Source organism: Ruminococcus sp. FMBCY1 (genome assembly GCF_023921805.1).
Lineage (GTDB): Bacteria > Bacillota > Clostridia > Oscillospirales > Acutalibacteraceae > Ruminococcoides > Ruminococcoides intestinale_A.
In genome coordinates, this window is sequence record NZ_CP074197.1 from 1,335,756 (window position 1) to 1,358,595 (window position 22,840).

General features: G+C 38.1%; 24 protein-coding genes and 1 tRNA gene. 8 read left to right on the forward strand and 17 right to left on the reverse strand.

All coding sequences use genetic code 11. From position 1 onward, the window contains the following. Window positions 1-53: 53 nt before the first annotated feature. The 6 genes from KGF34_RS06500 to KGF34_RS06525 form a co-directional block, all read right to left on the reverse strand. The gene (locus KGF34_RS06500) at window positions 54-539 is read right to left on the reverse strand and encodes a GNAT family N-acetyltransferase (protein ID WP_252558477.1); all 486 of its coding nucleotides are present in this window, start codon (window positions 537-539) and stop codon (window positions 54-56) included. Continuing rightward, window positions 536-1,726: an aminotransferase class I/II-fold pyridoxal phosphate-dependent enzyme gene (locus tag KGF34_RS06505; protein ID WP_252558478.1), complete on the reverse strand. Its 1,191-nt coding sequence runs from the start codon at window positions 1,724-1,726 to the stop codon at window positions 536-538. The genes KGF34_RS06500 and KGF34_RS06505 overlap by 4 nt, the downstream gene beginning before the upstream one ends. Before the next feature lie 331 nt (window positions 1,727-2,057). Beyond that, the gene (locus KGF34_RS06510; RefSeq protein ID WP_022234867.1) at window positions 2,058-2,321 is read right to left on the reverse strand and encodes an HPr family phosphocarrier protein; all 264 of its coding nucleotides are present in this window, start codon (window positions 2,319-2,321) and stop codon (window positions 2,058-2,060) included. A gap of 243 nt (window positions 2,322-2,564) precedes the next feature. Next, complete coding sequence (trmD, locus tag KGF34_RS06515) at window positions 2,565-3,260, reverse strand: tRNA (guanosine(37)-N1)-methyltransferase TrmD (protein WP_022234866.1); 696 nt, start codon at window positions 3,258-3,260, stop codon at window positions 2,565-2,567. Then, window positions 3,250-3,765, reverse strand: coding sequence for a ribosome maturation factor RimM (rimM, locus tag KGF34_RS06520; protein WP_022234865.1), 516 nt, complete (start codon window positions 3,763-3,765; stop codon window positions 3,250-3,252). Before rimM ends, trmD begins: the two co-directional genes overlap by 11 nt. Before the next feature lie 72 nt (window positions 3,766-3,837). Next, on the reverse strand, window positions 3,838-4,374 hold the full coding sequence (locus KGF34_RS06525; protein ID WP_252558479.1) for a TetR/AcrR family transcriptional regulator: 537 nt from the start codon (window positions 4,372-4,374) through the stop codon (window positions 3,838-3,840). A gap of 231 nt (window positions 4,375-4,605) precedes the next feature. On the opposite strand from KGF34_RS06525, the gene glgB reads away from it, so the two are divergent. Further along, complete coding sequence (gene glgB, locus KGF34_RS06530; RefSeq protein WP_252558480.1) at window positions 4,606-6,699, forward strand: 1,4-alpha-glucan branching protein GlgB; 2,094 nt, start codon at window positions 4,606-4,608, stop codon at window positions 6,697-6,699. Window positions 6,700-7,163: 464 nt separating this feature from the next. Here glgB and KGF34_RS06535 read toward each other — a convergent pair whose 3' ends face one another. From KGF34_RS06535 to KGF34_RS06545, 3 genes are all read right to left on the reverse strand, one after another. Next, entirely contained in the window at window positions 7,164-7,316 is a 153-nt protein-coding gene (locus tag KGF34_RS06535) for a CopG family transcriptional regulator (protein WP_186935408.1), read from the reverse strand. Between the two features lie 77 nt (window positions 7,317-7,393). Next, complete coding sequence (locus tag KGF34_RS06540; protein WP_186935409.1) at window positions 7,394-7,537, reverse strand: hypothetical protein; 144 nt, start codon at window positions 7,535-7,537, stop codon at window positions 7,394-7,396. Window positions 7,538-7,759: 222 nt separating this feature from the next. Next, a tRNA-Ile gene (locus KGF34_RS06545) sits at window positions 7,760-7,836 on the reverse strand. A gap of 252 nt (window positions 7,837-8,088) precedes the next feature. Between KGF34_RS06545 and KGF34_RS06550 the strand changes: the two genes are divergently transcribed. Both KGF34_RS06550 and KGF34_RS06555 read left to right on the forward strand, forming a co-directional pair. Then, window positions 8,089-9,378, forward strand: a complete 1,290-nt coding sequence (locus tag KGF34_RS06550; protein WP_252558481.1) for a DUF1015 domain-containing protein — start codon at window positions 8,089-8,091, stop codon at window positions 9,376-9,378. Between the two features lies 1 nt (window position 9,379). Then, window positions 9,380-9,856: a pyridoxamine 5'-phosphate oxidase family protein gene (locus KGF34_RS06555; RefSeq protein ID WP_252558482.1), complete on the forward strand. Its 477-nt coding sequence runs from the start codon at window positions 9,380-9,382 to the stop codon at window positions 9,854-9,856. 316 nt (window positions 9,857-10,172) lie between these two features. Here KGF34_RS06555 and KGF34_RS06560 read toward each other — a convergent pair whose 3' ends face one another. The 5 genes from KGF34_RS06560 to lexA all read right to left on the reverse strand — a co-directional run bounded on the left by KGF34_RS06560 (window position 10,173) and on the right by lexA (window position 13,708). Next, window positions 10,173-10,556 (reverse strand): DUF1284 domain-containing protein, encoded by a 384-nt coding sequence (locus KGF34_RS06560; RefSeq protein WP_186935412.1) that lies wholly within the window; start codon window positions 10,554-10,556, stop codon window positions 10,173-10,175. Continuing rightward, entirely contained in the window at window positions 10,534-11,091 is a 558-nt protein-coding gene (locus KGF34_RS06565; RefSeq protein ID WP_186935413.1) for a biotin transporter BioY, read from the reverse strand. Before KGF34_RS06565 ends, KGF34_RS06560 begins: the two co-directional genes overlap by 23 nt. A 138-nt stretch (window positions 11,092-11,229) precedes the next feature. After that, window positions 11,230-11,688 carry a C-GCAxxG-C-C family protein gene (locus KGF34_RS06570; protein ID WP_195410969.1) on the reverse strand — a complete coding sequence of 153 codons (459 nt, stop codon included), beginning with the start codon at window positions 11,686-11,688 and terminating at the stop codon, window positions 11,230-11,232. 338 nt (window positions 11,689-12,026) lie between these two features. Beyond that, window positions 12,027-12,851: a ParB/RepB/Spo0J family partition protein gene (locus tag KGF34_RS06575; protein ID WP_252558483.1), complete on the reverse strand. Its 825-nt coding sequence runs from the start codon at window positions 12,849-12,851 to the stop codon at window positions 12,027-12,029. A gap of 233 nt (window positions 12,852-13,084) precedes the next feature. Next, window positions 13,085-13,708 carry a transcriptional repressor LexA gene (gene lexA / locus KGF34_RS06580; RefSeq protein WP_186935415.1) on the reverse strand — a complete coding sequence of 208 codons (624 nt, stop codon included), beginning with the start codon at window positions 13,706-13,708 and terminating at the stop codon, window positions 13,085-13,087. A 258-nt stretch (window positions 13,709-13,966) separates the two neighbouring features. On the opposite strand from lexA, the gene KGF34_RS06585 reads away from it, so the two are divergent. The 4 genes from KGF34_RS06585 to KGF34_RS06600 are packed head-to-tail and all read left to right on the forward strand — an operon-like array spanning window position 13,967 to window position 17,037. Then, window positions 13,967-15,952, forward strand: coding sequence for a glycoside hydrolase family 55 protein (locus KGF34_RS06585; RefSeq protein ID WP_252558484.1), 1,986 nt, complete (start codon window positions 13,967-13,969; stop codon window positions 15,950-15,952). Between the two features lie 36 nt (window positions 15,953-15,988). Next, the gene (locus KGF34_RS06590; protein WP_289780784.1) at window positions 15,989-16,531 is read left to right on the forward strand and encodes a hypothetical protein; all 543 of its coding nucleotides are present in this window, start codon (window positions 15,989-15,991) and stop codon (window positions 16,529-16,531) included. A 14-nt stretch (window positions 16,532-16,545) separates the two neighbouring features. Next, window positions 16,546-16,815, forward strand: coding sequence for a hypothetical protein (locus tag KGF34_RS06595; RefSeq protein WP_252558486.1), 270 nt, complete (start codon window positions 16,546-16,548; stop codon window positions 16,813-16,815). A gap of 12 nt (window positions 16,816-16,827) precedes the next feature. Further along, complete coding sequence (locus KGF34_RS06600) at window positions 16,828-17,037, forward strand: holin (RefSeq protein WP_022234372.1); 210 nt, start codon at window positions 16,828-16,830, stop codon at window positions 17,035-17,037. Window positions 17,038-17,381: 344 nt separating this feature from the next. On the opposite strand, the gene KGF34_RS06605 is transcribed toward KGF34_RS06600, so the two are convergent. From KGF34_RS06605 to KGF34_RS06615, 3 genes are all read right to left on the reverse strand, one after another. Continuing rightward, on the reverse strand, window positions 17,382-18,569 hold the full coding sequence (locus KGF34_RS06605) for a site-specific integrase (protein WP_252558487.1): 1,188 nt from the start codon (window positions 18,567-18,569) through the stop codon (window positions 17,382-17,384). Window positions 18,570-18,651: 82 nt separating this feature from the next. After that, window positions 18,652-18,828: a helix-turn-helix domain-containing protein gene (locus tag KGF34_RS06610; RefSeq protein ID WP_252558488.1), complete on the reverse strand. Its 177-nt coding sequence runs from the start codon at window positions 18,826-18,828 to the stop codon at window positions 18,652-18,654. 13 nt (window positions 18,829-18,841) lie between these two features. Continuing rightward, complete coding sequence (locus KGF34_RS06615) at window positions 18,842-19,618, reverse strand: DUF6017 domain-containing protein (RefSeq protein ID WP_117951492.1); 777 nt, start codon at window positions 19,616-19,618, stop codon at window positions 18,842-18,844. A gap of 854 nt (window positions 19,619-20,472) precedes the next feature. Here KGF34_RS06615 and hsdR point away from each other — a divergent pair. After that, complete coding sequence (gene hsdR / locus KGF34_RS06620) at window positions 20,473-22,839, forward strand: EcoAI/FtnUII family type I restriction enzme subunit R (RefSeq protein ID WP_252558489.1); 2,367 nt, start codon at window positions 20,473-20,475, stop codon at window positions 22,837-22,839. The last annotated feature ends 1 nt before the right edge of the window (window position 22,840 follow it).

Genomic DNA, 22,840 nt, shown 5'->3' on the forward strand with positions numbered 1-22,840 from the left:
ACCATATTAATTGATAAAAGTCAATACATCTGCGCCAATCCGTTAAAAACTCATCAGAAATTCTTGTGATAAATATCTACGTCCAAGAGCCTGTCAAATTTGAATCCTGCGTTTTTAATTCTTCCGCCAAATTCAAATCCGAACTGTTTATGTAAATAAATGCTGTGCTCGTTCTCACTTGTGATGAGCGAAACCACAGTCAAGAACCGATTATTCTTTTGCGCCTCTTGAAGTGCATACTCAATAAGTTGAGTGCCGATGTGCCTGTTTTGACAATCGTTTTTTACATATACCGAAAGTTCGGCTGTAATGTCGTATGCATCTCTTTTGCTGTAGCGGGAAAGTGCAACATAACCGATTACATTGCCGTTTTCCTCATACACAGAGAGCAAATACTTGCCTGTATGCTCATTTAACATATCAACAAAGTATTTGTCATCTTTGGGATTTATGTCATAGGTTGCGGTAGTGTTTAAAACCGCATAATTGTAAATTTCTTTGACAGCCGGCAAATCAAGCACCGTGGCTTTTCTTATCATAATAAATTTTCCTTCTTAAATGCCTGTTCAAGGTCTGCAATAATATCTTCTGCATCTTCAATGCCGACGCTGAATCTGAAAAAGCCGTTGTGGAATTCTTCGGGATAAAGATACTGTCTTTCGTCATTTTCTCCGAGGAAAACGATAAGGCTTTCATCGTGACCGAGAGAAACTGCCGAAGTTATGACATTCAAATAGCTTACAAATCTGTTATATGTATCGTGGTCAGCCTTGAGTCCGAACGAAAGCACACCGCCGAAACCGTTTGTCATCTGCTTTTTGGCGATATCGTGGTTCGGGTGGTCTTTAAGTCCCGGATAAGCCACAAAACTTACACCCTTTACAGTCTTTAAATATTTAGCGACTTTGAGTGCATTTTCATTGTGCTGTTTCATTCTAAGCGGTAAAGTAACCGCACCACGCATAATAAGCCAAGCATTGAACGGGCTGATTGTTGCACCGAGGTTAATCTGCGACTGTGCTCTGATGATGTCGAGGTATTCTTTTTTACCGATAATAGCACCGCCCATTGCGTCACCGTGACCGTTGATATATTTTGTAAGGCTTTCAATCGAAAAGTCTGCGCCAAGCTCAACGGGTCTTTGGTTGTACGGAGAAGCAAATGTATTGTCAACAGATAACAGTGCATTGTTTTCGTGCGCAATGTCTGCAATCGCCTTGATGTCCGAAATTGTAAGTGTGGGGTTGCCCGGAGTTTCTATATGAATAAGTTTTGTGTTCGGGCGGATTGCCTTTCTTACATTTTCGGGGTCGGAGGTATCAACAATTGTTGTTTCCACACCGAATTTATTGTTTAAAAGCTCGTTTAAAAGTCTGTAAACCGCAATATAAGTAACGCTTGAGAAAATTACATGGTCACCGCTTTTGAGTAAAGCAAAGAACAGTCCCGACAAAGCGGCAACACCGCTTGCAAGCACCACGCAATCTTCGCCGCCCTCAAGAGAGGCAACTTTTTCCTGAAGATACTGCTGGTTTGAGCCTCCGTTTCTTGTATAAAGGTTTTTACCTGCACTGCTCCAGTTAAGGTCACTTGGGTCATAGGGCAATTCATAGCTGTTTGCCATAGTTATAGGCCTCTTAATTGCTCCTGTTTCGCCGTCAACACCGTTGCCTGTATGCACGGCTCTTGTCTGAAAGCCTAAATCTTTTACATTCTTTTCGCTCATATTATCACCCTTCTGATTTTAAATTTCCGCATTGTGTGCGGATATATAATAATATTACTTTAAAAAGCGGGAATTTTCCTAAAACTTAGTATTCCTACCGATAAAGTAGGTTTATTGTAACACCACCGTTTCCGTTTGTCAATAGGTTTTAAAAATCTTTTTGAAAATAATGTAAATCGGATTTGTTTTTTGTGTTTTTGGAATATTTAAAACTATGGTTTAACAAATTGTTTCGACAAGCAATTATAAAAGCTTGGTCAACCTTTAAAAAGGCAAAACAAAAAGGGCGGAAAACCGCCCTTAAATTCTGAAAGAGTATAAATTATTTAACTTATTCAGCAAAACCTGACTCAACGAGAGCAACAAGACCGTCAACAGCCTCTGTTTCGTCTGAACCGTCAGCAATAACCTTGATGGTTGTACCGCCGATAATACCAAGTGACAATACGCCGAGAAGGCTCTTTGCATTAACTCGTCTTTCTTCCTTTTCTACCCATACAGTTGACTTGTATTCGTTAGCCTTCTGAATGAAAAATGTAGCTGGGCGAGCATGTAAGCCTGCCTTGTTCTGTACTAATACTTCCTTAACATACATTTTAAAATCCCTCTCTTGCCATATAATTTAACCCGTTTTGTAATCCGACTGCATTTTGCAATCTTTTAATAAATATTATAGTATTTTTTCAAAAAAAGGTCAATAAGTTAATTAATTTTTGGTTTAATACTCACTTACAACCAAAAATTTCGGTCTGTTGTTGTGCAACTTTACTAAAACTGAAATTAAATTATATTAAGTATTGCTAAATATTATTTTGCAGCACTAAATTATTGTTAATTCTTATTGCTGTTCTTTTATCTTTTCAAGCAAGTCCGGGCGCTTTGCACGGGTTACCTCAAGACTTTTTTCTTTCTGCCACTTTGCTATGTTTGCATGATGACCGCTCAAAAGCACTTCGGGCACTTCTTTGCCCCTCCATACCGACGGTTTTGTGTATTGAGGATACTCAAGCAAACCGTTAAAATGGCTTTCCTCGGTAAAACATTCATTATTTGAAAGTACACCCGGTACCATTCTTGAAAGTGCGTCCGTGAATACCATTGCAGGAAGTTCGCCGCCTGTAAGCACATAGTCGCCGATTGAAATTTCCTCGTCTATAAATTCATCAAGCAAACGCTGGTCGACGCCCTCGTAATGACCGCACAATATGCAGACATTCTCAATCTCAGCTATTTCCTTAAGTCTTTGCTGCGTAAGAGTTTTTCCCTGCGGTGACATATAAACAAAATGCGGTCTTTTGCCGATTTTATCGCATATATCCTCAAAGCAAAGCGCTATAGGCTCGGCTTTCATCAACATTCCCATTCCGCCGCCGTACGGGGTATCGTCAACTCGTCTGTGCTTGTCAAAAGCATAGTCACGCAGTTGATGACAATGTATTTCAAGCGCACCGCTTTTTTGTGCTCTGCCGATTATACTGTCACCCAAAACAGGAGTAAACATCTCGGGGAATAAGGTTATTATATCAATCCTCATCGTCAAATATTCCTTTCATCGGGCGAATAAGAACATATCCGTCATCAACATTGGTTTCTGTAATAACCTCGTCAATAACGGGTGCAAGATATTTTTTGCCGTTGTCATCTGTTATCTCATAAACATCATTAGCACCTGTGCGCAAAACATCTGTAATTTTGCCGTAAACAGTTGCATTGTCGGCGTCTTTTACCTCAAGGCCGAGCAAATCCTGAACAAAGTTTACACCCTCGTCAAGGACGATCTCCTCTCGGTCGATATAAATTGTCTTGCCTCTCATTTTATCCGCCTGCTCAATTGTATCTATTCCGTCAACCTTGCAAAGCACAATATTTTTGTGAGGGCGTGACTTAACTTTTATGCTCTCTCTGCCCTGCTCGTCAAGATAAAGTTTTTTAAAGCAGCACAAAAATTCGGGACTGTCGCACCACGGGTCAATTCTTAATTCGCCTTTTATGCCGTGAGTGCCTACAATTTTTCCGCTGTCAAGAAATCTTTTTTTCATATATACACCATCCGTAATTTTTTCTTTCATTTGACTACATATTTTAACATAATTTTCGGCTGTGGGCAACTATTATATATGACTGTGCATACTGATAAATATTTCGCTTATAAGGTCGGCGATATATTCTTCGCTCTCTGCCATTCCGCCTCTTACCCACTTTTTTAAAATACTTGACGCACCGCTTTCGAGAAATGTAAACATATACTCAAGTTTGGTCTGCGGAATATCCTTTTTGCCAAATGCCGCACAATACTCTTTTTTGAGCTCCGCATACATTTCGTCAAGTAATTTAGTCTGGATATTGTTATTGAAAACCACTTTGTAAAAATCCGAATACTTCTTTACAAAGCGCACAATCCAAAGGAAATTCACCTTGCCGTTCTGCGTAAATTTAAAATTATAATCCTTTAATTCTTCAACATAGCTGATTTCTATTTGAGAAATCATATCGTAAACATCGGCGAAATGGTGATAAAAGGTAACTCTGTTCACTCCCGCCTGCTTACAGAGAGAGGTTACTGTAATTTTGCTCAAAGGCATTTGCTCAAGCATATCAAAAAGTGTCTGCTTGAGTGCCTTTGTGGTATTTTTTACTCTTTTATCCATAAAATTTCACCTTAAATTTTTTTGAAAAAATAAACAAATTTTAATAATTTGTAAAATAATTTACATAAAAATTAAAATTAACTCTTGTATATTTGTGTAGAATATATTATACTATAAACATATAATTAAATCAAGGGAAACACTGTAAAAGCATACTGCGGATTTATTTTTTGTAAAAACGAGCAATATGCGCCCTTTTCCCAAATTTCTTAAAGAAAAGAGGATATATAAATGGCTTTTAGTTTAAATGACAAAAGAACTCCGCTTGAACAGTTTTTGCAGGGCGAATCTGTTACAGCTTATGAATTTATGGGCTCTCATTTTGTAAACTGGGGCGACAGAGACGGCGTTGTGTTCAGAGTATGGGCACCAAACGCACTTTCCGTATCCGTTGTAGGTGATTTCAACGATTGGAACCCCGATGCAAACTATATGTATAAAATCGACAATTCAGGCGTATGGGAATTGTTTATTGAGGGTGTATGGGAATATGCTTGCTATAAATATTGCGTAGAAACTCCGTCAATGCAAAAGGTAATGAAAACCGACCCATATGCATTCCATTGCCAGACAAGACCTGATAACGCATCTCGTGTATATGAAATTCACGGTTATGAATGGAACGACAGCGAGTGGCTTGAGCACAAGAAAGCTCACCCGCACAAGAACGCTCCTATCAATGTATATGAAATGCACGCAGGTTCTTGGAGAAAATACGAGGACGGCAATGTATTCAGCTATAGAAAGCTCGCCGAGGAGCTTATTCCTTATGTAAAAGAAATGGGCTACACTCACATTGAGTTTATGCCTCTTACAGAATATCCGTTTGACGGCAGCTGGGGCTATCAGGTAACAGGTTACTTTGCGGCAACTTCCCGTTACGGTACTCCTAAAGACCTTATGTATTTTGTTGACAAATGTCATCAGGAAGGTATCGGCGTTATTCTTGACTGGGTACCTGCTCACTTCCCCAAGGACGAGCACGGTCTTGGCAGATTTGACGGTACAGGCTGTTATGAATACGAGGATTGGAGAATCGGCGAACACAAGGAATGGGGTACATATATCTTTAACTATGCACGTTACGAAGTAGCAAGTTTCTTGCTTTCATCCGCAATGTTCTGGCTTGACCAATATCATATTGACGGCATCAGAGTTGACGCCGTTGCATCTATGCTCTACCTCGACTACAACCGTAAAGACGGCGAATGGCTTGCAAATATCTACGGCGGCAGAGAAAATCTTGTTGCTGTTGATTTCTTACAGAAGCTTAACACTGTTGTGCATATGTTCCACCCGGAAGCTATGATGATTGCCGAAGAGAGCACAGCATGGCCGAATGTTACCGGTTTCCCGCCAAAGGATATGGGACTTGGATTTGACTACAAGTGGAATATGGGTTGGATGAACGATATGCTCTCATACATCAGCCTTGACCCGCTTTACAGAAATTATCACCACGATACTCTTACATTCAGTATGGTTTACGCATTCAGCGAAAGCTTTATGCTCCCTATCTCTCATGATGAAGTTGTTTACGGCAAAGGCTCGCTTATCAACAAAATGCCGGGTCTGTATGACAACAAGTTTGCGGGCGTAAGAGGATTCCTTGCTTATATGCTTGCTCATCCCGGTAAAAAACTTATGTTTATGGGCAGTGAGCTCGGACAGTTTGACGAGTGGAATTCTACCGAACAGCTCCAGTGGAACTTGCTCGGCTACGAAAAGCACCGTCAGCTTAATCACTTCTTTGCAACAGCAAATAAATTCTATTGCGATACACCTGCAATGCACGAAAACGACTACGACTGGAACGGTTTTCAGTGGATTGCTCTCGACGATTATAAGCATAGCATTATTTCTTTCAGAAGAATTGCTTATGACGGAAGCGAAGTTATTGTTGTATGTAACTTCCAGCCAATGCTCCGTGAGAACTACAAAATCGGTGTTCCGAAGTTTGGTATCTATAAAGAAGTTCTCAACTCCGAGGCAGAGGAATTCGGCGGCTGCGGTATCGTAAACGAGGGCGAATTAAAGGCACAGGATGCAGCCGATCACGATCTTCCGTACTCAATCAACATTACGCTTGCACCGCTTTCCGTAATCTACATTGAGCTTGACAAGGAACTTCCTGCACCCGAAAAGCCAAAGGAGAAAAAGACTACAAACCGCAAGGCTGCCGCTCTTAAGAAAGCAAAGGCTGAAAAAGCCGCAAAAGCTGAAAGCAAGGCAGAAGAAAAAGTCGATGAAAAGCCTGTAGTTGAAGAAAAGGAAGAAACTAAGGAAACTAAAGCTGAAGAAAAAATTGAAACAGTTGAAGAATAACAACTGATTAGGTGAATTTTTCAGTTTTTAAATTAATTTTATATTAAGGTCATTTTTGTCCGACCTCTTTATAATCGGAAATGCAGACAGGGATCTTCCCTATCTGCATTTCTTTTTGGGCTCTTTATCAAAAGTTAGGATGAATTATGGTTTGGCGGAGTGTCGGTCGGGCATTGAAATTTAGCTAACGCTAAATTATCCTCCCAAAAACAAAAAAGTTTACTCAATTTTTCAAAAATTGCGGGTTTTGGCAGCGCCCATAAAATCTTCCGATATAACAATTTATCAGGCGCAAACAGCAGGCTGTTTGGTTATCCTTAGATTGCATAAACGGAAAGTATTTGTGGGCTTTGCCCACACCCACGACCTTTGAAAAGGTCGACCAAACTTTTATAATTGATTGGCAAATCAATTTGATAAACCATAATTTATTATTGTTACCCAGATATTCAGAATAGTACCTTTTAATTTTGTGCAAAAAATGATGATAAAATCTCTCTTATTGCAGCCGCTTTTGAAAGAGTGCATTTGACTGCGTATTTTTCAATTTGAGAATTTAATTCATCATCAACCCTAACTTTTATATCATGAGTAAGATTTTCACTCGGTCTACCCATTTTGGGGTTATCTGTTTTTTTAATATAAGCCGTAAATATAACTTCCTTTCTCTTGATATTAAATATAAGGCTCTGATTTAATCGTCAGAGCTTGTTCTTTTTGCCTCGGCAATTACTTCATCAATTAACTCTTTTGCTTTATCAATATTATCACTGTCAAGCAACGCTTTGATAGATAGCAATAAAGTAAGTATCTCAAGTCTTGTCATATCTTCTTTCATTTTAATCTCCTTTCTGACGCTTGCAGTCTATTCGTCTTTGTTCACCTCTATTGAGTGTAATTATATCATGTTCTTTCAGAACTCAAAAGTCAAGCGTTTTTTTAAATTTATTTCAATGCATTTTTCTGTAGTACACTGTTTTTCCTTGTATTTCTGTGTATCACGATATAAAAACAACCGCATTAAAAAGCTGAAAAACAGTTTTCTAATGCGGTTTTTGCTTGGTGCGCCAACAGGGACTCGAACCCCGGACCGACCGGTTATGAGCCGGTAGCTCTAACCAACTGAGCTATTGGCGCGTATTTATTTTACGCAAGTGATATTATATCATATTATATCTGTATTGTCAATCTTTTCATTTAATTTTATAAGAATTTTTGTTTCTGTATTATTCAAAAAGTATATAAAAGCACTGCTTTTTGCAACAAATTTATTGAAATTCCTACATATTCGTGGTACAATATATATGATAGTATTATTTTTTCTTATAATTCTTATAATTTTATATTCCTTGTTCGGGAATTTTATTAATTCAATTGGAGGTAACGGCTATGGCAGTTATTAAAGCATTCAAAGGTATGAGATACAACACCGCAAAGGCAGGCGAAATTTCCTCTCTTTGCTGTCCTCCGTACGACATAATCAGCGAGCAAGAAAGACTTGCTTTTATTAAAGAAAACGAATACAACATTATTCGTCTTGAATTGCCAAAAGAGGGTGAAAATCCTTACGCTTGCGCAAGAGATATTTTAAAAATGTGGCAGGATAAAGGCATTTTGAAAATTGAGGATAAGCCTGCTATCTATATTTACGAGGAAGAATTTTCCGTTGGCAACACACGCAAAAGCATAAAGGGCATTATTGCGAGAGTTCAGCTTGAAGAATTTTCAAAAGGCATTATCTTACCGCACGAATTTACCCTTTCAAAGGCTAAAGAAGACCGTTTAAATCTTATGAAAGCAACAAACTGCAATTTCAGTCAGATTTACGCTCTCTATATGGACGAAAAACATACAACTCTCGCTACCATTGATGAGCAGTCAAAGGCAAAAGCCGACCTTGAATTTACAGACGAAACGGGTGTTACACATCGCCTTTGGATTGAAACCGACGAAGAAATCATTGCGAAGCTTGTTGCCGATTTTGCAGACAGAAAACTATATATTGCCGACGGTCACCACAGATACGAAACCGCTCTCAATTACAGAAATTATTGCAGAGAAAACGGCATTTCAAAGCCGGGCGATCCGCAGGACTTCCAGATGATTTACCTCGTAGATATGGAGCATCCGGGACTTGTGGTATTCCCTACCCACCGCCTTGTGAGAGATTTACCGAACTTCGACAAAGAGGCGGTACTCGAAAAGTGCTCCGAATTCTTCTACATAGACGAAAAAGAAGGCACGGACACCATGGAGGAAGATTTGAAAAAACTCTATGACGAGGGCAAAAAAGCATTCGGTTTCTATTGCGGCAAGGGCGAATGGTTCTTGCTGACACTCAAAAATATCGACTTTATGAGCCAAATGCTCCCCAATGTAAGCAAGGCGTCACAGTCGCTTGATGTTTCTGTTCTCCATACACTTATTCTTGAAAAAATCTTTGGAATTGACAAGGAAAATATGGCAAAACAGATTAACCTTACATACACAAAATTCTTTACAGAGGCAATTGACGGAGTTGACAAAGGCGAGTTTCAATGCTCATTTGTACTCAACCCTACAAGAGTTACCGAAATTCGTGATGTTGCCGCCGCAGGAGAAAAAATGCCGCAGAAATCCACATATTTCTATCCAAAAATGATTACAGGTATGGTAATGAACAATCTTGGAGTTGATTAATATGAAAGACTATGAAATCCGCAGAAAAGACAGAGCAGTTGACGAAAATGCCGCCTTAGAAATTCTGAAATCGGGCAGCTTCGGTGTGCTTTCTACCATCGGCGCAGACGGCTATCCGTACGGTGTACCCGTAAACTACGCTTACGATGACGGCAAAATCTACTTTCACTGTGCCAAAAATGTCGGTCACAAACAGGATAACCTAAGATTTTCGGGCAAAGTTTCGTTTACTGTCGTTACAAAATCAGATGTTATTTCCGAAAAATTCACAACAGGTTATGAAAGTGCCATTGCCTTTGGTTATGCGTCAAAAACAGTTACCGAAAAAGAAAAAGCACTGCGGCTTCTGGTGCAAAAATACTCTCCCGAATTTGCGGAAGACGGTGAAAACCATATAAAAGGCGCATTTGAACGCACAGATGTTTTTGTGATAGAAATTGAAAAACTTACCGCAAAAGCTAATAAAAAGACGGTTTAATAAAATTTAGGTCAAGCCTTTTTAAAGGCTTGCGGGTTTGGGCAGCGACCATAATATCTTCCGATATTGCAATTTATCAGGCGCAAACAGTCACGCTGTTTGCGTGCTTGCACTTAGTTTGAAAAAACAGGCGACAGCCATTAAAACAGAATTATTTATTTTTGAAAAGGTTGACCAAACTTTTATAATTGATTGACGAAGCATTCTTTTAAACAATGATAATCTTTTACTCTCAACTCAACAAAAATTAACAAACAGCAAAAATCCCTGTTCAGCGCTGAACAGGGATTTTTTATATGGGGATGTTGTAAGCTTATTAAATATCGTAACATTTCCACTGACAATTTTTGCAGACTTCACTAAGTTTTCCTTGTGAAATTATCCTGCTTTTTGCCATATCTTTAAGCGCAAGCCACTCGATTTCGTCACCGATTTTTAAATTATATTCTTTCAGACAAGCATTGTCAAAACTTGCCACTTTATCATTATCGGCACAAAGCTGTGATTTATTATTCGGGCATTTACTGCAAAGAACATCATTACAACTGCCCGTTAAGGTAATCAGCGGATTTTCTTTATTCAGATATTCAATTACATTTGTCATATTCTGCACAAAATCACTGCTGTAGCCTTTTCCTACGAAAAATTGTATGCAAAGGCTGTGGTGCGGTCGCAGATTAAAGCTTGATAACTTTGTCAAGACGATTTACCAATACAGCTGAAAATGCAATTTTGAGTGCGTCAGCAATAAGATAAGGAACTACGCACAGTAAAAGTGACTCAACAAGTCCCATTTTCATTTGGAACATAAACCATACTGTGCCGAATGCATAACAAACAGCAAGGCCCAAAATCATAGAAACAATTTCAACCCAAAGTTTTTTGCCGAGTTTTTCTGTCATAAGACCTACAATTAAAGCTGTAAAAATAAAGCCGATAATATATCCGCCTGTCGGTCCGAAAAGTACACCTATACCTCCGCTGAAACCTGCAAACACAGGAACACCGGCAAGACCGAGAAGTACATAAACTATAACACTGAGTGTACCTCTTTTCCAACCGAGTAATGACGCTGCAATAAATACACCGAGAGTTTGAAGTGTAAACGGAACTTCTCCGAACGGAATCTGAATTTGCGCACAAACTGTCATTACAGCGGCAAAGAGTGCCACAAATACTAAATCAAGCAAAGCGGCTTTGCTTTTTGATGTTGCCTTTGATTTTACCTCTAACATTGTTCTTTCTCCTTATCGTCAACCTATTTGGTTTATTAAGTTGACAATATTATAACTCGGTTTTACCGAATTGTCAACCTGCAATTGAATTTTGGTTGACAATTCACAAAATCATATATTTTATATAATAACAGTTGTTTAAATGAGGTTTTCTTTCTTAAGATATTCTTCAAGAATATCTGCCGCATACTTGCAAAGCTCCGGACAAGGACGCTTTTTATAGTATTCGTTGGTGCGTTCTGACGGCACATAGCTTTCTTTATTGGCTTTTTGAAGACCCAAAAGCTCTCTGCAAATAATCGAGCCGTTGTCTTCTTTAAACTTTGCGGCAAGCTCCTGAACCGATTTATAAACATTTTTCTTTGTGGTATTGTCTTTAGAATTGTCATTACCCATTGCAAGACCTATCACCATAAACATACCTGTAACAGTACCGCAAACTTCTCTCATTCTGCCCATACCGCCGCCGAACGGTTCGGAAATTTTTAATGCTGTTTCTTTTTCAAGTCCAAAATCCTCGCAAAATGCAAGCAAAACCGCTTGAGAACAATTGTAACCGTTCATAAAATTTTGCTTTGCAATATCTCCCTTAGACATACAAATCATTCCTTTTCATTATAATGTAATTTTATTTTAACACCGACTTATAATAATGTCAAAATTTTCAGAAACTTGTCCGTTACAATTATGAAAGCTTGGTCGCCCCTTTCAAAAGTTGTGGGTGTGGACAAAGCCAACGATACTGTCTGCTAACAAAATTTTTCTGTAGCCGAACAGCCTGCTGTTCGGCGGCTTGAACGAAACGGCAAAAAATTATTAATTGCGAACGCAAACAACCGTACAGTTTTTTACACTGTACGGCTGTTTGCAAGGGGTTTAGATAAGGAAATGGGTATGAGTGGAACGGATGCTTTCGCACCCTCTTGTTAGTAAATTTAAGCGGATTTATTATCGCTTGCACTTTTTTTAGGGATTTTAATTGTGTATTCGATATAGTTAGGGTTTTCACTTTTAACTGTCTTAGCGTCAATGCCTGCAAGCCGCATAGTATCTACCGCTTTGTTGATGGTGTTTACAAAAATACGCACATCTTTTATCACCGCTTTACTGCTTCCCATACTTTTAATATGCTTTGGGCAGTCATTCAAGACTTCGCCTACAAGATTGTCGGTCTGTTGAGTGTTAAGATTAAGAGCTATTACCTTGCTTAGGACTTCTCGCCTTTTGCCCTCGTCTTCTATTCGGAGTAATGCCCTGGCATGGCGCTCCGTAAGACCTGCGCTGATAATAAGCTCCTGTTCTTCGTATGTAAGGCGCAAAAGTCTTAGCTTGTTGGCAATGGTAGATTGCGTTTTGCCAAGCCTTTGAGCCGCCTCCTCTTGAGTAAGGCCAAATCTTCGGATAAGTCTTGAAATCCCGCGAGCTTCCTCGAACACGCCGAGGTCGCTACGCTGTAGATTTTCAAGGAGAGCAAAGATCGCAGACTCTTTGTCAGAACACTTAACGATTATGCAGGGGACTTTTTTTAGTCCTGCCATAACCGACGCACGAAGACGGCGTTCACCGGCAATCAGCTCATATTCACTTTGACTTGCCCTTCTGACAGTCAGCGGCTGCAAGATACCGTTTTCTGTTATGGACTGCGATAATGATGTAAGAGAGGCTTCGTCAAATTGTTTTCGAGGCTGAGCCTTGTTAGGTCGTATTCTTATTATTGGTATTTCAGTGATTTTGTTATCATTGTTAAATAAAAAAGTCAACCTTACCATCCCGTGTCTTTTAAGCATCAGGGGTTTGTCCCTGTGACATTATAATATCACATTACCAAAAAATGGTATGTCGAATTGTGTAGGCATAATTAATTTTGTTTTACAATATTGCGTTGATTTTACCGTTTTGTTGTCAAAGTATTTGGTTTTCTTTCTTATAATTAATAAATTTTTTTAATCAGTGATTACCGATTATTTTTGTTGATATAATCGAGTATAAAATATTACAACACATTACTGTAAAAGCCTACTGCTTTGCCCAGAATACGGACTTTGTTCATCTCATCTTTTTGATAATAAAGCGATTTGAAGGTAGGATTTTCGGGTCTGAGTTCTATGCTGAATTCTGTTTTATATACACGCTTTAAAGTAGCCTCATCGTCAATGAGTACCGCTGCTATCTCTCCGTTTTCTACCTCCGGCTGTTCCCTTATAAATACTATATCTCCGTCAAATATGCGAGCATTAATCATACTATCGCCTTTACATCTTAGTGCAAATGTACCTTTGGTTTTTTCAGGCATATTTATATAGTCTTCAATGTTCTCCTGCGCAAGTATAGGCTCACCGCAGGCAATTGTACCAACTAAAGGAACTTTTACCATTTCCGGCATAGATTCAATATTTTTTACATTGCTTAAATCATATTCCGCCCACCCCATTATATAAGACGGAGATGTAGATAAACAGTCGGCTATCAATTCTATTTTATCAAACGGTATATTGGTTATTATATTATTTTCGTATTTATATAATGTTTGTTTACTTATTTTGCAGGCATTTGCAAGCTCCGTTTGAGAAATCGCATTTTGTTGTCTGATTTTTTTTATACGCTCACCAACAGTCATAATATCACCTTTTTGTGTTTAAATTAATCATTTCCATAATTATATAGCCGCAAAAGTAACTTGTCAAGAAAAAATCTTATGCAACACTGTTTAAAATATCTTGACAAGTTACAAAACGCTTGCTATAATAAAAGTAACTTGAAAAGTTACGAGATAATTATAATACTTTATTCAGATAATTTAAATAAATTATCTGCTAATTTTTTGAAAGCAAAGTAACTTTTTAAGTTATACAATAATCTATTTGGAGGTATAAATATGACTAACAACAATCTTGAAAATTACGAAAAGCACTGCAATGTAGGAACTGTAAACTCAGTAACTGACTTGCTGACTTACATTGACAGTGACACACTTTACACGGGAGAAATAGGAAACGGCGAAAATAACAAAATTTCGTTCATTATGACAATCGTTAATAACATACGCTTTATTCTGACATCCGACGGTACTCTTTGCAAGTATAACGATTTGACTTCTACAAAAGCTGTAACATTTTCATACTCATCGTATTTCTCAATTCCACAGTTCTACGGAGCTGTAGGTGACGGCGTAAACGACGATACCGACGCACTGCAAAAAGCAATAAAAGAAAATAAGGTAGTATATATTCCCGCAGGTATTTATAAAATCGGTAAATTAACAATTGAAAAACCTAACCTTAAAATCTTTGGTGCGGGTATTAACAAAACCATAATCAAACACAATGATGATAAAGACAGTGAAACGAATGAATATAAATATAAAAATGACGATTGTATAATTCATATCACCGGTTCATCAAACTGCACTCTAAGCTCTTTTTCAGTTAAGGGTAAAATTTCAGAAGATGATTACAAATATCACGGTATTAAAATAAGCAACAGTAATTCTTCCGATAACACAATTGAAAACATCAATGTTTCCAATTGCCCTTTGTCCGGAATAAAATTGGAAACTACATGTATCGGCTGTCATCTTTCTAATATTCGTACATACGAAAACGGCGAGTGCGGTTTGTACAACGGAGGATACGGAAATAAAATTGTAAATCTTGATACACATCAGAACCGCAAACACGGTATTAAAATTAATATTGGCGGCTTTAACGGCACAAATATAAAATCATGGGGTAACAGAGGCGACGGTGTAAATATGGATAATACTTTAAGTAATGCCTCTTGTATTAATTTAAGTAATGTGTCTGTACAGCAAAACGGCAGACACGGACTTATGATGACTAATTGCAAAAGTTGTGTAATTACAGGTTTTCAAAGCCTTGCCAATAACTTTATTTCAGGTTCAAGACTTAAAAACGGAGAAAAGCCGTTAAATAATGCCGCCGGTATTCTTTTAACTGATAATAATCACAACAATTATATTCAAGGCAATATAACAAGCTGCTATGATTATTGGAACTCATTTGAAGAGAGTTCTATCAGAATTGCCGGCAAAAACAACATTAACAATATTATTGATGTATCTGTTTGTGATTCTCTCAAAGGTCCGGATATGTACAATGTTTGTTTTTTGCCGTATGTTTATACATATACAGACAAAAACAAAGAAAATAAAGAAGATAAATTTTACAATTATACAAATTTAAACGAGTATAACACTCTTAAGCAGAAATATGACAATCCGCTTAATATAATTAAAATTAACGGCGAAACAGTAACAGATAAATCTATGACTGACATAAAAATGATTTCTCCTGTCATCAACAACTATATGAAAAACAGCGATGGGTTAAATTACCTTACAGTAACAGATAATCTCTCCGAAAATCCGGATATTTTAAAACTTAATCTTAACGATTATTCGGAATTACCGACATATACCGTTGACGACCTAAAAGGTATCAATAACATAGATTTTGCAAAAGTTGCTTACAGACGAGGCTACAAAATTAATTTAAAAAATAATACAAATGAAGTATTATATCTGAAACTTACCGCAAAAGTAAGTGAATACAAAGCATTCGGAATCTTCCCTACCGTACAGGTTTCTTATAAAAACGAAGCGGGCAAACTTGTTTACGAATATTTAGATTCATCGTTGGACTACGGTAAAACGAATATAATCTTTAACACAAGCTATATTACAAAAAATATTGCTTTTGACATAAGCAAATATAAGGATAAGGATATAACCGTATATCCGCTACTTTGCATAACAAAGCTATCGGCTACCAATATATCCGGTAATGCCATTCAGGACACCGCTGCTATCGACATCAAAGAGTTTAGTTATAAACTTTGTTAAGGAGGCATAAATACGACAAAAATATCTTGTGTTGACATTTCTGAATTTCAGAAAGATATTAATTTCAACAAAATGAAAAATGACGGTATAAAAGCAGTCATTATAAGGACAGGCTATGGCAGAGAATCAAGTCAGAAAGACAGTATGTTTGAAAGCCATTACAAAAACGCAAAAAGTGAAAATATGATAATTCTTGAGTGCATTAACAACAAATCTCTTGATATGCCGATTTATTATGATTTGGAAGATAATTCGCAAGTTAAACTCGGCAAAACAAAACTTACAGAGATTACAGAACTATTTTGTGAAACAATCAAAAAAAGCGGTTACAATATTAATGATTACAAAGACGGTTATGCAGGTGACGGCAGTAAAATTGATGCAATTAAAGTATATTACACAACTCCTGAAAATGTTGTAAACAGTATTGGCAAGTATCTTGTTGCAAAATACCGTGTATCAGAAATTAACAAAGAGTATTTTGATTGGCAGCACGATATTCAAACATCAAACGGACAAGAAGGCTACGCAGGTGCATATGACTGTTACATAGACAGATTACAGCTTATTCTGTCTTAATTGGCGGTGTTAATATGGCAACGGAAATTATTACATCGCTCATTGTTGCTTGCGGCAGTATTATTTGTCAGCTAATTATCAATGTTTCAAATCGGAAAAAGCAAGAGAGCGAAAATGAAAAAACAAAATCGCTTATTGTTTATCGTATAGATAAACTTGAGCAAAAGCAAGATAAATACAATCATTTGCAAGAGCGAGTGTTTAATCTTGAAAAAAATTCAGCCGTTACAGATGAAGAAATCAAAGTTGCAAATCTCAGAATTGCAGACCTTGAGAAAAAATAATGAGGTAATAATATGAAAAAAATTACAAATTGGAAATCGTGGGCAAAATGTGCAGGCGTAAGAGCAGTAAAAACCGTTGCTCAAACTGCAATTTCGGTTATCGGTGTATCTGCAGTGTTAAGCGATGTGAATTGGGTTGCGGTCGCCTCGGCAAGTGTACTTTCGGGAGTTCTTTCGCTGTTGACAAGTGTTGCAGGTTTGCCGGAAATATCAGAAGAATAAGAATACATAAAATTAGCCCTTTAACTACTGTTTTTGCAGTTAAAGGGCACTTAATTACTTGCAAAGCTCATCAAGCGTAACATCTTTTATATTATAGTAAAAAGCTCCAGGATACAAGCCGTATTCTGAAGTTTTTACTTGCCTAACATTTGCCTAACATTTTTAGAATTTTATATGATTTTTAACGGGTTTTTGCGGTGATTTTCAAAAACAACAAACCGCACTAAAACGCCTGAAAATGGCTTAATAGTGCGGTTTTTCTATGGTCGAGGTGACCTTTATAAGTGGCTTAAATGCTGACTTAGTCGCAATTGACTGCGGTTTTGACAGCGATTTTTTCATTTTCAGGCGATTTGCAGGTTGTTTGCTTTCATATATTCGTCAGCAATCGCAAGGTGCTCGTTTTTAAACTTTTCAAATACAGAGCAGTAAACATTCAGCGTGATGTTTATGTCCGTGTGTCCTAAAAGCTTTTGAAGCACCTTTGCAGGCATTCCGCTTTCAATACACCTCGTTGCGTATGTATGCCTGAGTGAATGTAAATCTACCCTGCCGTACACCGAGCTGTCAAGAATGTCGTAATTCTTAATCACATTTGAGTAAACATAGTTGACTTGGTTTGAAGTGACAAGCCCGCCGTTGCTTGAAGTGAACAGCAAACCTCTTTTTCTGCCGCCTAAACATTCTTTCAAAAAGTCTGCAACATCATCGCTGATAAAAAGCGTTCTCATACCTGCGGCGGTTTTGGTATCGTTGATTACGGTGTTTCCAAATTCGCCTCTCGATACGGTTTTACTGACATTTATTGTTTTGTCGGTTAGATTGATATCCTCTGCCGTGAGGGCACAACACTCGCCGATTCGCATTCCCGTAAACATTGACAAAAGCATTATGTCGCCGTAGTGTATGTCCTCGGTTTTCAGCACATTCAAAAGCCTTATCTGCTCGTCAACCGTCAAGGCTCTGACAGGAATTTGCTTTTTTCTCGATTTCGGGCACTTGATGTCGCTCAAAGGATTGCTCTCAATGAGTTTTTTGCTAATTGCTTTTACAAATACTGCTCCCAAAAGCTGATACATCTTATTTATGCTCGACTGGGAATAATCAAGCTTTACCTTGAAAAAACCGACTATATCGTCCTCGGTGACTTCCGTAAGCTGCTTATCAGAAATATCGGAAAGCATTTTCAGAGTTTCCATTTTGCGGTCATAGGTTGACTGCCTGATTTCATTTAGGGCAAGCTGTTCCTCTATCATCTTTTCGGCAAGCTGATGAATTGTTTTTATCTCAACCTTGTTACGGTTGCGCTTTTCGAGGTTGCCTGCGAGAGCCTGAATTTGCAGCTCACGCATTTTGTCCTTGACGATTTTCTTTGTTTTTCCGTAAACGGTGCGGCGTTCCTTTTCACCGTCGATTGTCAAATAAACCTGACCTGCAAAGCGATGACGGCTTTCTACAAAATATATTGAGCCGTTGCCGTAGGTTTGTTTTTTCTTTGTGTCTTTAGCGTTTATTGTAATCCGTCCTTTCAAAACCTAAAGACAGCTTATCGTTATCCGACTGTATTTATAATACTCCAAAAGCGATAAGCCGTCAACAGATTTTCGCCTTATTTTATACTCTGCGCTTGCTGCTCCATTCTATAAAAGCCTGCTCACTGACCTTGAAGTTTTTGCCGACTCTCACCAACGGGAAATCAGCCCTCATCATAATGTTTCGGGCAGCCGGCAGACTGCATCCGAGTGCCTCGGCAACTTCTTTTGTGCCTAAAAATTTTATTTTTTCATCCATTTTGATTTCCTCCCTAATTACCGTACAAGCAGTCGGTTTCCATAGTGTCAATTGAGTTGTAGAGAGTCGTAAGCAGATAGGCTCTCATATTTTTGATTTTGCTTTTATTCTTTTCAAGCGAGCTTATTACATATTCGATATGCTCGGCGGTTACCATTGACAGTCGTTTGCGAACAGACTGTATGGGGATTTGCCGTTTGTTAATCCGAACAGTATCACTTGCGTAACAGTAAGTGTCTGTCATAAGTCTGACAATTTCGTCGAGCACACTGCCGTAATCACGCTCCGCCAGTACATCATATTCAATTTGGAATTTTATTTCATTCTCAACCTCGTCATAGTCGATTGATAGATTGGTATTACTCCTATCGGTATTATTAATTTCAGTTTTATTTCCTGCTGATTTTCCGCAGTCAGGTACACTTAATTTTTGCACTCTGCAAAGCGTATTTTCCGCACTCTTGAATGAGGCTTCTTCGCTGTCAATAAAGTTATCAACATAAATAATGTCAGGCTTGCCTTTGCCCTGCCTTAGCCTATGTATAAGCTTGAAACGTTCAAGCTCACGAAAAAGCTTCGTAGCCTTGTCATGACTGCATTTCAGCTTTTGACAGACTTCATTGTTTGTGAAGTACACAATGGCTCTGCCGTTTGAGTCAGTCATACTGTTCTGCTCCGAAAGCATTCTGCGGTCAAGCAACAGCGAGTAGAGCAGCTTTGCACCGCACGACAAGTCTATATATGCATCATCAAAGAGAGCCTTTGGCAGTTTGATAAATTTGGATTTCATATGTTACCTTCCTTTTCTTATTTTTTCCGGGGTTTTAGGGGTATCCACTAACGAGCTTTTACTGTTTTATCCGCTTGTGGATACAAACAGTCTGCTCGCTAAGATTTGTCATAGGTTTCCTTGGTTTACTTTTTTCTTTCTCTCTTTCGAGTACTGACACATTGAAAATAAGCGTTTTTCATTGTTTAGATTCACTTCCTTAGAAAATAATTTGTTAATGAATTTTCTCGAATTTGATAAAGAAAATTAAAAATATATTTCTTTATCCCCTTCACTTGTATGGACAAAATCAGTATTTTGGAGGGGGTGTATTTTCAAAAAATTTCAAAATACCCTCTCACTTATTTGGACAAACACAGGCGTTTTGTCAGGGTATTTTTGAAAAGTTTTTTATTTTTTTGTGCTATAAAAAATGAATTTTCCGTTTTCGTTTGATATTCAAATAAATATATCCCTCTACTTATTTGGAGTGGGCGAGCCTGAAATTCAACCCATGTTCTAAAAAAATTTTCTCAAAAATGAATTAAAAAAAATAACACCTGCCTTACAGCAAGTGTTGAGTTAAAAGTTTTATGCAGTTTTGCACTATCGGTAAAATATATAATTCTTTGGCTACCCGAAAAAAGGCATATCGTGATTTGCAGGACAAAAAACAAATTATAGATTTTTATTACGGAGTTGTTAAGACATACAGCTCCTTTTTTTAAAATTATGTTAGTGATATTTCTGTTCTTTTTAGTATAAATCGCCAATAATCATTGATTTATATGTCGAAATGTGTTATATTATAATAGTATAATTATATTTGCCAAAGTGATATAATGCTTAAAATGTAATACGAGGGAGGGCTGACAATGATTTTAGATAAAAAGCAGATGACTGAGGAAGACATAAAGCTACAATATATAACTCCTGCAGTACAAGCAAAATGGGGACTCGACCGTATTACGATGGAAACCAAAATAACAGACGGTCGCATCAATCTGAAAGGAAATATTGTAACCCGTGAAAAACCAAAGAAGGCTGATTATGTTCTTTACTTAACAAAAAATAAACCTATTGCGATTGTTGAAGCCAAAGATAATAATCATTTTATATCTTACGGTTTGCAGCAAGCGATTACCTATGCCAAAATGCAGGATATTCCGTTTGCATACAGTTCAAACGGTGACGGATTTCAGGAACACGACCTTCTGACTGGTTTGGAACGTACACTGCCTATGGACGAATTTCCGACTGTGGATGAACTTACTGCCAGATGGGAAAGCGAAACAAACGGCGGCAAAGGCATATCTGATAACGAAAGAAAAATAATCAATCAGCCTTACTACTCAAGCCAGAACACATATGATCCGAGATATTATCAGCGTAACGCTATTAACCGTACCGTTGAAGCAATCGCAAACGGACAAGAGCGTTTACTGCTCGTTATGGCAACGGGTACAGGCAAAACCTATACGGCATTTCAGATTGTTTACCGCCTTTTAAAAAGCAGACTCAAAAAGAAAGTTCTGTATTTGGCTGACCGCAATATTCTCGTGGATCAGTCGATTCAGCAGGATTTCTCTCCTCTTGAAAAAGTAATACATAAGATAAATTTTGCAAAAGACGATCCCGTTACCATAACTTCTCACGAGGTATATTTTTCTCTTTATCAACAGCTTGCAGGCAACGAAGAAAACGAAGATGAAGAAAGCGGTGAAGAAACAGTTGCTCGATTTGCAAAGTTATTTAATCAGGATTTCTTTGACCTAATTATTGTTGATGAGTGCCATCGAGGTTCTGCAAAAAAGGACAGCAACTGGCGCAAAATTCTTGATTATTTCTTCTCTGCTACACAAATCGGTATGACTGCAACTCCGAAGGAAACCAAATATATTTCAAACATTGATTACTTTGGAGAGCCTGTATATACATACAGTTTGCGAGAGGGTATTGAAGACGGCTTTCTTGCTCCGTTCAGGGTTATAAATATAACAACCGACATTTCAGACGGCTGGCGGCCTTACAAGGGACAGCTTGATAAATTCGGAAATGAAATTGAAGATCGCATTTATACTAACAGCGACTTTGATTACAATATTATTCTTGAAGACCGCACATACGAGGTTGCAAGGGAGATAACCGAATATCTCAAGAGTACCGACAGAATGCAGAAAACCATCGTATTTTGTGCTACTGAAGATCACGCAGAGCGTATGCGTATTGCGCTGAATAATCTCAACGCCGATATGGTCAAAGAAAATCCCGACTATGTTGTTCGTATCACAGGCTCCGATACTTACGGCAAAAGCAAGCTTGACTACTTTATTTCCGTATCTGCACCCTATCCGGTAATTGCAACAACCTCAAAGCTTCTTTCCACAGGAGCGGATTGCAAGATGACAAAGCTGATTGTTCTCGATGAAATGATTAACTCTATGACAGAATTCAAGCAGATAATCGGTCGTGGCACTCGTCTGCGTGAAAAGGAAGGTAAAAATCATTTTGTCGTAATGGACTTCCGCAATGTGACAAGACTGTTTTCCGATCCCGATTGGGACGGCCCTATTGAGATTGTAGAAGGCTTTGACCCTAATCACAAGCCGACACCGAAACCCGATACACCCGGTAATGGCAGTGATTCTGTTTCGCCACCCCCTACTGTTGACAAATATGTTGTTGATGAAAACGGCTGTGATGTTCATATCATCGGAAAGCGGGTGGAAGTTTATGACGCCCTGGGCAAGCTTCTCCGTCAGGAAAGCATTGTTGACTATACAAAGTCTAATATTCTCGGCAAATATGCTTCTCTTGACAACTTTATTTCAAAGTGGACTTCCGAAGAAAAGAAAGAAGCTATTCGGGGACTGTTGAAAGAACAAGGCATAGACCTTGAGCAAATGAAAGCGGAGCAAGGTATGACCGATGTGGATGATTTTGACTTCATTTGCCATGTCGCCTTTAATCAAAAGCCGCTTACACGCAAAGAGCGTGCGAATAATGTAAAAAAGCGTGATTTTCTGAGCAAATACAGCGGTGTTGCAAGAGAAGTGCTGGAAGCCCTCCTCGATAAATATATGAACACAGGTATTTACGAAATTGAGAAAACCGAGATTTTACAGCTTGATCCGTTTAAGAAATTCGGAAAGCCCTCAAAAATCGCCACCTATTTTGGCGGAAAAGCAGGCTACATTCAAGCTGTAAAAGCATTGGAAGAAGAACTATATAAGGCAGGTTAAT